A 12,921-nucleotide genomic window follows, 5' to 3' on the forward strand; every position below is an offset into this window, starting at 1 on the left:
ATTTCTCGAAAGAATCCGGCACGATGGGCCGGATATAGAAACGGCCCCTGCGAGGGGGCCGTTTTCGGTCAGAAGACTGTGTCGATCTTACGCGTCACGGCCCATCACGGGCTGCGGCGCCACGTCAACCGGCTGACGGTTGGTGTGGTTGATGACGTATTTCGCCTCTTCGCGGTTACCGTTGCGCAGCGCGTTCTGGATGCGGAACAGTTCAGCGGTGGTGTATTCAGCCGGGTTCAGGCCGAGCTGGGCTGCGATCTGAGCTTTGCCGGGGGTCACTTCACCAACAGCCGAGCCTTTGCTGGCCGAGGAGCTTTGCGACATCGACGGTGCGATGGAGCCGTAGCCGTCACCGCCGGCAGCGGCCAGCGAGGTGCTCAGGGCGAGGGCGAGGACCGAAGTCGTGATCAGCGTTTTCATTGTTACTCTCCTATACGAATACGCGTGTTGTGCTTCTCACCGAGAGCGAAGCGACAGAGGGAAGCGTCTGTGCCCTCGGCGATGAGGGGGATTTAGGACCGTTCGCATTCGCAGAAAACCATCCTTTTCACACACAGTTCTGCGCATTTGTGCACGTTGAAAAATGACAGTTAAACGACAGAAGCGGCAGGCTCGCCCGTAGGCCCCCGCCACGCCCCCTTTCCCTATGCCGGCTTTCCGCATAGAAGGCGCCCAAACCCCTTATTCCAAACGAGGTCGACCATGGCGTCCTATCAATATGTCTATCACATGGATGGTGTCTCGAAGACCTATCCGGGTGGCAAGAAATGCTTCGAAAACATCCGCCTGAATTTCCTTCCCGGCGTGAAGATCGGCGTCGTCGGCGTCAACGGCGCGGGTAAATCCACGCTGCTGCGCATCATGGCGGGAATCGACAAGGACTTCTCGGGCGAGGCCTGGGCCGCGAAAGGCGCGAAAGTCGGCTACCTCCCGCAGGAGCCCGATCTGGACCCGGCGCTGACCGTCCGCGGCAATGTCATGGAAGGCGTGGCCGCCAAGAAGGCCAAGCTGGAGCGTTTCAACGAGCTGGCGATGAACTACTCGGACGAGACCGCCGAGGAAATGGCCCAGCTGCAGGACGAGATCGACTCGGAAAACCTGTGGGATCTGGACAGCCAGGTCGACGTCGCGATGGAAGCCCTGCGCTGCCCGCCCGACGAGGCCGATGTCGAAACCCTTTCGGGCGGTGAGCGCCGCCGGGTCGCGCTGTGCAAGCTGCTGCTCGAAGCGCCCGACATGCTGCTGCTCGACGAACCGACCAACCACCTCGACGCGGAAACCATCGCCTGGCTGCAAAAGCACCTGATCGAGTACAAGGGCACGATCCTCTGCGTCACGCACGACCGTTACTTCCTCGACGACATCACCTCGTGGATCCTCGAACTCGAGCGCGGCCGCGGCATCCCCTACGAGGGCAACTACTCCGCATGGCTGGAACAGAAAGCCAAGCGCCTCGAGCAGGAAGCCCGCGAAGACAAGGCCAAGCAGAAGGTCCTCGAGAAGGAACTTCAGTGGATCCGCGCCGGCGCGAAAGCCCGTCAGGCGAAGTCCAAAGCGCGTATCTCGGCCTATGAGAAGATGGCGGACCAGTCCGAGCGCGAGCGCGTCGGCAAGGCCCAGATCATCATTCCGAACGGCCCGCGTCTGGGCGGCAAGGTGATCGAGGTCGAGGGCATCTCGAAACATTACGGCGACAAGCAACTGATCGAGAACCTGTCCTTCTCGATCCCGCCGGGCGCCATTGTCGGCGTGATCGGCCCGAACGGCGCCGGTAAATCCACGCTGTTCCGCATGATCACCGGTCAGGACACGCCCGACACCGGCGAGATCACCGTCGGCGACACGGTCAAGCTGGCCTATGTCGACCAGTCGCGCGACGCGCTGGATGCGAACAAGACCGTCTGGGAGGAAATCTCGGGCGGGGCCGAGCTGATCGAACTGGGCGACGCGCAGGTCAACAGCCGTGCCTATTGCGGCGCGTTCAACTTCAAGGGCGGCGACCAGCAGAAGAAGGTGGGTCTTCTCTCGGGCGGTGAGCGCAACCGCGTCCACATGGCCAAGCTGCTGAAAGAAGGCGGCAACGTGCTGCTGCTCGACGAACCGACCAACGATCTGGACGTCGAAACCCTGCAGGCACTGGAAGCCGCGATCGAAGACTTCGCCGGCAACGCGATCATCATCTCGCACGACCGCTTCTTCCTCGACCGCCTCTGCACCCACATCCTCGCCTTCGAAGGCGACGCCCATGTGGAATTCTTCGAGGGCAACTTCGAGGATTACGAGGAAGACAAGATCCGTCGCCTCGGTCCGGATGCTGTCGAGCCGAAGCGGGTGAAGTACAAGAAGTTCAGCCGGTAAGTTCCGACACTTCGGACTTTTGCTGAAGGGCCTCGCACTCTAACGTGTGAGGCCCTTATTATTTTCTGATTGCTGCTTTGCTACGCGGAAGGAGGCGAGATGCATTGGATCTGCCCGTATTGCGACCGAGAACAAACCGTAACTTCACCAAATTTCAGCAGTATTGGTTTGGCTTTTCAAATTGAAGCGCCTTACGGAGGCGAAATTGGCCTTCAAGGCAGTGCCATTCGGTGCGCGAATCCAGACTGCAATCGCATGGAAGTTAGAGCGCGGATACGCGAGGCAGGTGCCTCAGTAGGCGGAGGCTTCGTGCTCCGACCAGACGGCAAAACTTTCCTGGACGTCAGGCTCTTACCATCAAGCCACGCGCGTGTGTATCCCGACTATATTCCTGCACCGCTCAGGGAAGATTATGTCGAAGCTTGTCAGATTTGCGACTTGAGCCCTAAGGCTTCCGCCACATTAGCTCGACGGTGTCTGCAAGGAATGATCAGGGATTTTGCAAACATTTCCAAAGGTCGGCTTATCGACGAAATCTCTACTTTGAAAAAACTTCTTGAATCCGACAACGCTCCGAAAGGGGTATCCCCAGAAAGTATCGAGGCTATCGATGCCGTTCGAAGCATCGGCAATATCGGCGCACATATGGAGAAAGACATCTCCGTAATCGTCGATGTTGACCCAGAAGAAGCAAGGACATTGATCGAGCTGATCGAGATGCTTTTTGAAGAATGGTACATCGCGCGCGAGAAGCGTCAAACTCGCCTCCAGCGCGTCGTCGCGATTGCGGAGAAAAAAGCTGAAGCGAAGCAAGCCCCAAAAGCGCGATCAGTCAAGGCCAGAGACGACTAACCCCAACCAAAACCACACACCCCAGCCCCATATCACCTCGCCCCTTGCGCGACACCTTCCCCAGTTCCCCATTGCCATCTATAGTGTCTGGTAAGGGACAAGACACAAGACAAAGCGGGGATGGGACTTGGCGCATATCATCGTGATGGGCAACGAAAAGGGTGGGTCGGGGAAGTCCACCACCTCGATGCATGTGGCGACCGCCTTGGCGCGGATGGGATGGAAAGTGGGGGCGCTCGATCTCGATCTGCGGCAGCGCAGTTTCGGGCGCTATGTCGAGAACCGGCTGGCCTATATGGATCGCGAGGGGCTCGACCTGCCCTGCCCCGATTATCGCGAACTACCCGAGGTCGATGCCTCGACGCTGGGTCCGGGCGAGAACCCCTATGACCACCGCCTGTCCACCGCCGTGGCCGAGATGGAGCCGTCTTGCGACTTCATCCTGATCGACTGCCCCGGCTCGCATACGCGGCTGTCTCAGGTCGCGCATTCGCTGGCCGATACGCTGGTCACGCCGCTCAATGACAGTTTCATCGATTTCGACCTGCTGGCGCGGATCGACCCGGTGACGTCGAAGGTGATCGGCCCCTCGATCTATTCCGAGATGGTCTGGTCGGCGCGGCAGCTGCGCGCGAAGGCGGGGCTGAAGCCGATCGACTGGATCGTGCTGCGCAACCGCGTGGGCGCTCAGCAGATGCATAACAAGCGCAAGGTCGGCGCGGCGCTGGAGCAGCTCTCGAAGCGCATCGGTTTCCGCGTTTCGCCCGGCTTCTCCGAGCGGGTGATCTTCCGCGAGCTGTTCCCGCGCGGGCTGACGCTTCTGGACCTCAAGGATCTCGGCGTCGAAAGCCTCAACATCTCCAACGTGGCGGCCCGTCAGGAAGTGCGCGACCTGATGAAGGAGCTGGACCTGCCCGGCGTCGCGGTCGACTTCTGAGCCGCGCTCACGGCGCGACAGGCCCCTTGAGACAAACAAACGCCCGCTGGGAGTGACCCTCGGGCGTTTCGTACTGGTACGGGTGGTTGACTAAGGCGCGCGCTTTTACTGAGATTTCGACATCTCAGCGAAAGGCGATACGCGTCTGCGGCACGGTGCGGGCATCGAGCCGAGTTCTTTCATCCGCAGGTCAATCCGATCCTCGCGGCGCTTGAAGAGGCGAAAAAGGGCAGCCAGACAGCGCATTTCGTGTCTCCTTTGTATCGACGCCGTTTTGGCGTCACCCTTCGAGATTTCCGGCCAATTGAGGCGCTTGCATGGCGGGCTGGGGATATGTCAGTGGCGTTGTCGGGACGCTTTCACGGCCTCTTACGCCGCGACAGGACCGTCGCAGTTTGCGATATCCACGCCATTGCGGGCTTTGCGGGACCTGCCAAGCGCTACGAAAAGCCCTAGCCCAGCCAGCATCATCCAGACCGAGGCGGGAAGCGGCACCGTGGCGGGCGTCTCAACCATCATCGCAATGTCGTCGAGCGAGGCGTTCATATAGTAATAGCTCGTCTCGACATCGAACTGGATGCCCAGCGTCGACCCCACACCCGCCTGCAGATAACTGGTCAGATCGTAGCTCAGCGGCGTCGCGCCCTGGACCGCCGCGTCGCCCGGCTGGGTCGAGAAAATCTGCGAGATCACCGCGCCCGCATCGTCGATCAGGCTCACGCGGAACTGCTGATTGGGATCGTCGAAACCCGACGCGTAGTGGTTCACGAGCTGATAGGTGAAGTTGAAACTTGCGCTGATCACCCGATCGGGGACCGTGAAGAACTGCGTCAGGGTCGAAATCCCGTAGCCGGTTTGCTCGTTCATCACGTCGTAACTGCCCGAGATCGGATCCACACGGCGCGTCGGCCCGCGCGGATTGAACCGCCCGTTATTGATCTGGAAGTCCTCTGCATAGGAAGAGCTGGTCGAATTCCAGCCCGACAGATCGCCGGTCTCGAAATCACCGTTGGTGATCAGATCGACCGTCACCGCCTGCGCGGCAGAGGCATAAAGGACGCTCGCCACCACAAGGGCGAGGCAGCGTTTCGCAAAACTGGCAATCGGTAACAACATGACACGCTCGATCTCGATGGCGTCGCCCCGTTCTTGATGCGGGGACGACTTCGTTACCTTTCATTAACCATCGGAATCGGGACGCACTGGGGCTCCACCGGGGCAATTTCACGATGGGCCGCCATGATGTTTCCACAATCGAAACGCCGCCCCGGAGGGCGGCGCGATTGTTGCTAGCGATGCGAGAGGCAGGTTACCGGGCCCAATCCCACGGCACGGTGAACTCGCCCAGCTTATGGGCCAGCGCGTCCTGATCGCAGTCTCCCGTGGTCGCCAGATGCGCCACCAGACCGCGCTTCTTGTCCTCGGTGACCGAGATGACATGCGCCTTGATGCCCGCCGTCTCCAGCTCGGCATTGAGCACCCGGGTGATCGCCTTCTTGCGCAGGTCGGGCTTGAAGATCTTGCCCACCGCCGTCTTCGGTAACTCGTCCATCACCTCGAGATATTTCGGGACCGCGGCGCGCTCGTGGATATTGGCGCGCGCATGCTCCATCAGCTCTTCGTTGGTCACCTCGGCGTCGGCAACCAGCTCGACATAGGCGCAGGGCAGCTCGCCCGCGAAGCTGTCGGGCTGACCGATCGCTCCTGCGAAGGCCACCGCCGGGTGGCTCAGCAGCGCGTCCTCGATCTCCGCCGGGTCGAGATTGTGCCCGCCACGGATGATCAGGTCCTTCGCGCGGCCCGTGATCCAGAGATAGCCATCCTCGTCGATACGGCCCAGATCGCCGGTGCGCAGGAAGCGCTCCTCGGCGAACAGATCGTGGTTCTTGTCCGGCTCGGTATAGGTCGAGCCCTCGAAGACGCCCGGATTGGCGACGCAGATTTCGCCGACCTCGTCGCGCGCGCATTCGTCGAACGTGCCGTTGCGCTTCTTGAGAATGCGCACATGGGTATAGGGCATCGGGATCCCGACGGAGCCCACCTTCTTCATCCCGTCCACCGGGTTGACCGACACCAGACAGGTCGCCTCGGTCAGACCGTAGCCTTCCGCGATCTCGACCCCGGTCGCCGCCTTGAAGCGGTTATAAAGCTCGATCGGCAGCGGCGCCGAGCCCGAGAGCGCGATCCGCAGCGAGGAGATATCGGCATCGACCTTGCGCTGCACCATCGCGGACACAGCCGTCGGCACGGTGATCAGGAATGTCACCTGCCAGCGCTCGATCAGCTTCCAGAAATTGTCGAACACTCCTTCCCCGCGATAGCCCGCAGGGGTCGGGAAGATGACATGCGCGCCGCTCGCGATGGCCGACATCAGGATCGGATAGGCCGCGAAGACGTGGAACAGCGGCAGCGGGCACATCATCACGTCGTCTTGCTTGAACAAGAGCCGCCCGCCGAGCCAGCCATTGTAGATCATGCCGGAATATTTGTGCTGCGCGACCTTGGGCATGCCCGTCGTCCCGCCGGTATGGAAATAGGCCGCGACGCGATCCTCGTTGGGATCGTCGAACATCAGCCGGTCGCCGGGCATCTTGCTGGCTTCGCCGTTGAAGCTCATCACCTTCGCGTTGTGCTTCACCTCGGTCTTGGGGCGAATGAAGGGCACGATCCAGCTTTTCGGCGGCGAGAGGTAGCGATTGAGATCGACCTCCAGCACGGCCTCGACATTGGGCGCAAGGCGCACGGCTTCAGCCGCCTTCTGCGCCACGTCGGTCTTCGGGAACGCCTTCAGCGTCACCAGAACCTTCGCCTTGGTCTCGCGCAGGATCGCGCCGATCTGCTCGGCATCCAGAAGCGGGTTGATCGGGTTCACGATCCCGGCCGTCGCGCCTGCCAGAAGCACCGTCGCGGTCTCGAGCGAGTTCGGCAGCAGGTAGGCCACCGTGTCGGTCGGCCCCACGCCCAGATGGCGCAGCAGGTTCGCGGCCTGCGTGACCTTGCCGTGCAGCTGCGACCAGCTCAGCGTCTCCGCCTTGTCGGTCGGGCCGGACATGATCTGGAATGACAGGGCCGGACGATCGCCATGGGCCTTGGCGGTCTCGCTCAGAAAGCCGTAAAGCGTTTCGGGGCGGTTGCGCGCCTCCCAGGGTTTCTCGGCCTCGACCGCATCACGGTCGGCAACTGTCGCGAATTTCTGCATTAGTCTCCTCCAGCGGCCGCCGCGTTCCTCCACTGACGGGCCATGCGCAGGATGCGGCAAAAGCGCCCGCCACGGCAAGAGTTACGCCGCCGCCAAAACGTCACGTCACGCAAATTCTGACGTGGGGAAACAAGCGTCCGGGTTCAAGGTGAAAAGGCGCGAACGCCCCGTCACGCCCCTTCGGTGAACTGCAGCCTCGCGAGTTCGGCATAAAGACCGCCCTCGGAGACGAGGCTGTCATGCGTGCCTTGCGCGACGATCTTGCCGTCCTCGAAGACGACGATCCGGTCGGCCTTCTTCACGGTGGCCAGACGGTGCGCCACGATCACCGTGGTGCGGGTCTTGGCCAGCTGATCGACAGCCGCCTGCACTTCGCGTTCGGAGGCCGCGTCGAGCGCCGAGGTCGCCTCGTCCAGCAGCAGGATCGGCGCGTCGCGCAGGATCGCCCGCGCAATCGCGATACGCTGCTTCTGACCGCCCGAGAGCATCACGCCGCGCTCGCCGACATAGGTGTCGAACCCTTCGGGCAGCGCATCGAGGAAGTCGTAGGCATGGGCCGCGCGCGCGGCTTCTTCGACTTCGCGGTCGCTCGCATCGGGCCGACCGAAGCGGATGTTTTCGCGCGCCGAAGCCGCGAAGACGACCGGATCCTGCGGCACCAGCGCGATCGCCTGACGGAAATCATGCCGCGCCATGTCGCGCAGGTCGTAGCCGTCGATCGTGACCTTGCCGGTTTCGGGATCCCAGAACCGCTGGATCAGCTGCACGACGGTCGTCTTGCCCGCACCCGAAGGCCCGACCAGCGCCACAGTTTCGCCCGGCGCGATGTCGAGATCGACATGATCGAGCGCCGAGGCCTGCGGCCGCGACGGGTAATGGAAGCTCACATCCTCGAACCGGATCGCGCCGGTTGCGGGCAGCGGCAGCGGCACCGGATGCTCGGGGTCTTTCACCGAATCCTCGCTTTGCAGCAGTTCCACCAGACGCTCGGTCGCGCCTGCCGCCCGCTGCAATTCGGACCAGATTTCCGACAGCGCGCCGACAGAGCCCGCCACCATCACCGCGTAGATCACGAATTGCACCAACTCGCCCACGCTCATCTCGCCGCCGCGCACGTCGCGCGCGCCGATCCACAGGACGCCCACGACGCCTGCGAAGACGAGGAAGATCACGATCACGGTCATCACCGCGCGCGTGCCGATCCGCTTCTTGGCGGAGAGATAGGCTTTCTCGGTGACGTCGGAGAATTTCTCGCGGGTGATCGCCTCATGGGTGAAGGCCTGCACGGTCTGCGCCGCCAGAAGCGACTCCGAGGCCGAGCCCGACGAGTTCGCGATCCAGTCCTGGTTCTCGCGGCCCAGCACCCGCAGGCGGCGGCCCAGAACCACGATCGGGACCACGACCACCGGCACGACCAGCAGCACCAGCCCGGTCAGCTTGGCCGAGGTGAACATCAACATGATCAACCCGCCGATCAGGATCAGCACATTACGCAGCGCCACCGAGACGGAGGAGCCGATCACCGAGAGGATCAGCGTCGTGTCAGTGGTGATGCGCGAGATGATCTCGCCGGTCAGGATCCGCTCGAAGAAGGCAGGGCTCATCGAGATCACCCGGTCGAACACCGCCTTGCGGATATCGGCCACGACCCGTTCGCCAAAGCGCGTCACGAGATAGTATCGCAGGCCCGTCCCGATCGCGAGCAGCCCCGCGATGACGAGTGCAGCGAAGAAATACTGATCGAGAAGCGCCGCGCCCTTCTGGAACCCGTCCACCACGCGGCGCACCGCGAGCGGCAGGATCAGCGAGATCGAAGCGGTGGCGATCAGCGCCAGCAACGCCCCGAAGGCAAGTCCCTTGTAAGGTGCGATGAAGGGGCCGAGCCCCTTGAGCGCGCCGATCTTCTTCGTCTTCGGCCGGTCATCGGCCGGTCCCGTCGGTCTGCGAGCCATGAATTCTCCCTTGCTTGGTTCAAGGGTTTAGGGGGCGGGAGGTCAGCGGGCAAGCCTCGATTGGCCAAGCCCGCGGCACGCCCATGCCCGGACGGCCTCACGATAGCTCACATTTTCGCCGAAAAGGCTACGGGCGGCCGGACTCGAACCGGCACGGGCAATGCCCAAGGGATTTTAAGTCCCGTGCGTCTACCATTTCGCCACGCCCGCAGCGCGCTCTGGCTAGCGCGGGCGCGGCGACTTGGCAAGGCCGCGAGGCGCTCAGCGCCCCTCGAATTTCGGCGCGCGCTTCTCGAGGAACGCGGTCACGCCTTCGCGGAAATCATGGCTCTGGCCGAGGCTGCCCTGCAGCTCCGCCTCCAGCTCCAGCTGGGTCGACAGATCATTGCTGTAACCCTCGCGCAGCGACCGCTTCACCGCGCGATAGCCCGCCGTCGGACCATTCGCCAGATGCGCCGCGCGGGCACGCCAGTGATGATCGAAATCGACCTCGGCGATCGCCTCCCAGATCATGCCCCAATCGGCCGCCTGCCGGGCCGAGATCTTGTCGGCAAACAGCGCCATGCCCATCGCGCGGGCAAAACCCACCTGACGCGGCAGCCAATAGGTGCCGCCCGCATCCGGCATCAGCCCAATCCGCGTGAAGGCCTGAATGAAGCTCGCCGCTTCCGAGGCGATAACCACGTCGGCGGCCAGCGCGATATTCGCCCCCGCCCCTGCCGCAGGCCCGTTCACCGCAGAGACCACCGGCAGCGGGCTCTCGTAGATCGCCTTGAGCATCGGCTCGTATTCGTCGCGCAGCACCCGCTCCAGATCGAGCCCCGCCGCCGAGACGCCATCGCCCAGATCCTGCCCCGAACAGAAAGCGCGCCCCGCGCCGGTCAGCACGATCACCCGGGCCTCATCCTCGGCGCGTTTCACCGCCTCGAGGATTTCCGCGCGCATCTGCGCGTTGAGCGCGTTCATCACATCGGGCCGGTTGAGCGTGATCACCGCGACCTGCTCTTCGACCTCGTACCGGATAACCTTGAACACCATCTGGAAAACGCGCCTCCCTCTTTGTCGCGCGCCCACGATAACGCGGGTCACGCGAAGGGAAAGCGGAACGGGGCGTCACGAAGCGCCCCCGCGCCGTTTTCTTCAGAAGATTTCGAACAGGCCCGCAGCGCCCTGCCCGCCGCCGATGCACATCGACACGACGCCGTAGCGCGCTCCACGGCGCTTGCCTTCCAGCAGGATATGGCCCGCCATGCGCGCGCCCGACATGCCATAGGGGTGGCCGATCGAGATTGCGCCGCCATTGACGTTGAGCTTGTCGTCGGGAATGCCCAGCCGGTCGCGGCAATAGAGGAGCTGCGAGGCGAAGGCCTCGTTGATCTCCCACAGGTCGATATCCTCGATGGAGAGCCCCGCACGCTCCAGCAGGCGCGGGATCGCGAAGACCGGACCGATGCCCATCTCGTCGGGCGCACAGCCCGCAACCGCCATGCCCCGGAACGCGCCCAGCGGTTCCAGCCCACGCCGCGCGGCTTCCTCTGCGGACATCACCACGCAGGCGGACGCGCCGTCGGACAGCTGGCTCGCATTGCCTGCGGTCACGCATTTATCGGGGCCCAGCACCGGCTTGAGCCCTTGAAGCCCCTCCAGCGTGGTCTGCGGACGGTTGCACTCGTCGCGCTCAAGCCGCACCGACTCTTCCGAGACCTCGCCCGTGGCCTTGTCTTTCACCAGCTTCACCGCCTCGACCGGCACGATCTCGGCATCGAACCGGCCCGCCTCCTGCGCGGCGACGGTACGGGCCTGACTTTGCAGCGCGTAGATGTCCTGCGCCTCGCGGGTCACGCCATAGCGCTCGGCCACGACCTCCGCCGTCTCGATCATCGACATGTAATAGGCGTCGGGCACACCGGGGCTGCGATAGCGAAAGCCGTTCCAATGCTCGTTCTGCACCAGCGAGATCGAGTCGAGCCCGCCCGCAAGCGCCACGTCCATCTCGCCCGTCATCACGCCATGGGCAGCCGCCGCGATGGCGTTGAGCCCCGAGGCGCATTGCCGGTCCAGCGTGACGCCCGCCACGCTATCGGGCAGGCCCGAAGCCTGCGCGATATGGCGCGCGACGTTGACGCCGGTGGAGCCCTGCGTGAGGGCAGAGCCGAAGATCGCATCGGCGATCTCGCCGCCCTCGAGCCCTGCTCGGGAAACGGCCGCGAGCACGGCATGGGCGGCCAGCGCCGGGCCTTCGAGATTGTTGAACGCCCCGCGATAGGCCTTGCCGATAGGCGTGCGGGCGGTGGAGACGATGACAGCGTCGCGCATTGGTATCCTCAGATGGTTTCGAGCCCGCACCAGTCCGCGATGAACAGGGCGGTGCTCTGGGTGATGCGACGGATGCTTTCCAGCTCGACGCGCTCGTTGAAGCCGTGGATCGCCTCGGCGCGCGGCCCGTAGACCAGCGCGGGGGTGTCGGCATAGAGCCCGAAGAAGCGGGCATCGGTGGTCGCGGTGATCGCCACGCGGTCGAGATCGCTCTCGTTGACGCTGCGATGCGCCCCTTCGAGGGCGCCGATCGCGGCCTTCGCCGTGGCGGAGTGGTCATCGGAAAGCGCGTAGCCCTCGGCCATGAAGCCGTGCCAGACGATCTCCGGCAAGGAGTTCTTCAGGAAGGCGTTGGAGCGCGCGGCATCCATGATGGTCTCGGTGATCTCGGCGCGCGCGGCGGCGATATCCTGACCCGGATAAATCGCGATGCGCATGTCGAAGATGCACCAGGCCGGAACGGAGGACGCCCAGTCGCCGCCTTGGATCTTGCCGATATTGAGATTGATCGGGTGATGGGAATGGGCGAAATCGCCGTGTCGGCAGCCCGGCGCGTTCCAGCGTTCTTCCAGCCCGTGCAGCGCCTCGATCAGCGGGATAGCGGCCTCGATCGCATTGGCGCCGGTGCCGGCATAGGCCACATGCGTGGGCAGGCCTTTCAGGTGCACCTGCGCCCAGACCACGCCGAGCTGTGCGCCCACCAGCTTTTCCTCGAACGGTTCGGGGATCAGCGCGGCGTCGGCGCGGTAGCCGCGTTCAAGGCAGGCCAGCGCGCCGTTGCCGGTGCATTCCTCTTCCACGACGGATTGGAAGAACACATCCGCACCGGGGACGAAGCCCGCCTTGCGCAGCGCATCGAGCGCGAAGAGGTTCGACACCAGCCCCGCTTTCATGTCGCCCGCCCCGCGCCCGTAAAGCCAGCCATCGGCGACATGCGGCTCGAAGGGCGGCGCGTCCCACATGTCCAGAGGGCCCGCAGGCACCACGTCGATATGACCGTTGAGGATCAGCGAGCGGCCCTTTTGCGATTGGCTGCGATGGGTGCCCACCACATTCACCGCGTCCTCGTAATCGCCCATCACCGGCGAGAAGCCAGGCATGTCGCGGATCTTGTCGACGTCGATCTGCCAGCGGTCCACCTCGTAGCCCCGCTCGTCGAGGGCGGCGGCCATGAAGTCCTGCGCGCTCTGCTCCTGCCCACGGGTGGACGGGTGCGAGGTCAGCTCGGCGAGAAACGAGGTCTCGTCGTCGAATGCGGCGTCGACCGCCGAGAGGATGCGGGTTTTCAGCTCGGTATCCATGTGGTG

The 12,921-nt window shown here is 63.6% G+C and carries 10 protein-coding genes and 1 tRNA gene; 3 read left to right on the forward strand and 8 right to left on the reverse strand.

What is annotated here, in order from left to right; translation table 11 throughout:
• Window positions 1-87: 87 nt before the first annotated feature.
• On the reverse strand, window positions 88-420 hold the full coding sequence (locus BMI86_RS15230; RefSeq protein ID WP_078522583.1) for a hypothetical protein: 333 nt from the start codon (window positions 418-420) through the stop codon (window positions 88-90).
• Window positions 421-702: 282 nt separating this feature from the next.
• Here BMI86_RS15230 and ettA point away from each other — a divergent pair, with 282 nt between their 5' ends.
• The 3 genes from ettA to BMI86_RS15245 all read left to right on the forward strand — a co-directional run bounded on the left by ettA (window position 703) and on the right by BMI86_RS15245 (window position 4,147).
• A complete protein-coding gene (gene ettA / locus BMI86_RS15235) occupies window positions 703-2,358 on the forward strand; it encodes an energy-dependent translational throttle protein EttA (RefSeq protein ID WP_078542158.1) in 1,656 nt (551 codons plus the stop codon).
• 99 nt (window positions 2,359-2,457) lie between these two features.
• Window positions 2,458-3,210 carry a DUF4145 domain-containing protein gene (locus BMI86_RS15240; protein WP_078542159.1) on the forward strand — a complete coding sequence of 251 codons (753 nt, stop codon included), beginning with the start codon at window positions 2,458-2,460 and terminating at the stop codon, window positions 3,208-3,210.
• Window positions 3,211-3,337: 127 nt separating this feature from the next.
• Window positions 3,338-4,147: a division plane positioning ATPase MipZ gene (locus BMI86_RS15245; protein ID WP_078522580.1), complete on the forward strand. Its 810-nt coding sequence runs from the start codon at window positions 3,338-3,340 to the stop codon at window positions 4,145-4,147.
• 369 nt (window positions 4,148-4,516) lie between these two features.
• Here BMI86_RS15245 and BMI86_RS15250 read toward each other — a convergent pair whose 3' ends face one another.
• The 7 genes from BMI86_RS15250 to BMI86_RS15280 all read right to left on the reverse strand — a co-directional run bounded on the left by BMI86_RS15250 (window position 4,517) and on the right by BMI86_RS15280 (window position 12,915).
• Window positions 4,517-5,263, reverse strand: coding sequence for a VPLPA-CTERM sorting domain-containing protein (locus BMI86_RS15250; protein WP_078542160.1), 747 nt, complete (start codon window positions 5,261-5,263; stop codon window positions 4,517-4,519).
• Window positions 5,264-5,456: 193 nt separating this feature from the next.
• Complete coding sequence (locus BMI86_RS15255; RefSeq protein ID WP_078542161.1) at window positions 5,457-7,346, reverse strand: acyl-CoA synthetase; 1,890 nt, start codon at window positions 7,344-7,346, stop codon at window positions 5,457-5,459.
• Window positions 7,347-7,516: 170 nt separating this feature from the next.
• Window positions 7,517-9,298, reverse strand: a complete 1,782-nt coding sequence (locus tag BMI86_RS15260; RefSeq protein WP_078542162.1) for an ABC transporter transmembrane domain-containing protein — start codon at window positions 9,296-9,298, stop codon at window positions 7,517-7,519.
• Between the two features lie 128 nt (window positions 9,299-9,426).
• Window positions 9,427-9,508: transfer RNA gene (locus tag BMI86_RS15265), tRNA-Leu, on the reverse strand.
• A gap of 51 nt (window positions 9,509-9,559) precedes the next feature.
• On the reverse strand, window positions 9,560-10,336 hold the full coding sequence (locus tag BMI86_RS15270) for an enoyl-CoA hydratase-related protein (protein WP_078542163.1): 777 nt from the start codon (window positions 10,334-10,336) through the stop codon (window positions 9,560-9,562).
• 102 nt (window positions 10,337-10,438) lie between these two features.
• Entirely contained in the window at window positions 10,439-11,614 is a 1,176-nt protein-coding gene (locus tag BMI86_RS15275; RefSeq protein ID WP_078542164.1) for an acetyl-CoA C-acyltransferase, read from the reverse strand.
• A gap of 8 nt (window positions 11,615-11,622) precedes the next feature.
• Window positions 11,623-12,915 carry an ArgE/DapE family deacylase gene (locus BMI86_RS15280; RefSeq protein WP_078542165.1) on the reverse strand — a complete coding sequence of 431 codons (1,293 nt, stop codon included), beginning with the start codon at window positions 12,913-12,915 and terminating at the stop codon, window positions 11,623-11,625.
• Window positions 12,916-12,921: the final 6 nt, after the last annotated feature.

It is taken from the genome of Thioclava sp. DLFJ5-1 (genome assembly GCF_002020115.1).
GTDB lineage: Bacteria > Pseudomonadota > Alphaproteobacteria > Rhodobacterales > Rhodobacteraceae > Thioclava > Thioclava sediminum.

Coding starts and splice junctions, on each gene's coding strand:
- BMI86_RS15280 (WP_078542165.1), bottom strand. CDS start 12,915: ATGGATACCGAGCTGAAAACCCGCATCCTCTCGGCGGTCGACGCCGCA.
- BMI86_RS15275 (WP_078542164.1), bottom strand. CDS start 11,614: ATGCGCGACGCTGTCATCGTCTCCACCGCCCGCACGCCTATCGGCAAG.
- BMI86_RS15255 (WP_078542161.1), bottom strand. CDS start 7,346: ATGCAGAAATTCGCGACAGTTGCCGACCGTGATGCGGTCGAGGCCGAG.
- BMI86_RS15260 (WP_078542162.1), bottom strand. CDS start 9,298: ATGGCTCGCAGACCGACGGGACCGGCCGATGACCGGCCGAAGACGAAG.
- ettA (WP_078542158.1), top strand. CDS start 703: ATGGCGTCCTATCAATATGTCTATCACATGGATGGTGTCTCGAAGACC.
- BMI86_RS15240 (WP_078542159.1), top strand. CDS start 2,458: ATGCATTGGATCTGCCCGTATTGCGACCGAGAACAAACCGTAACTTCA.
- BMI86_RS15270 (WP_078542163.1), bottom strand. CDS start 10,336: ATGGTGTTCAAGGTTATCCGGTACGAGGTCGAAGAGCAGGTCGCGGTG.
- BMI86_RS15230 (WP_078522583.1), bottom strand. CDS start 420: ATGAAAACGCTGATCACGACTTCGGTCCTCGCCCTCGCCCTGAGCACC.
- BMI86_RS15250 (WP_078542160.1), bottom strand. CDS start 5,263: ATGTTGTTACCGATTGCCAGTTTTGCGAAACGCTGCCTCGCCCTTGTG.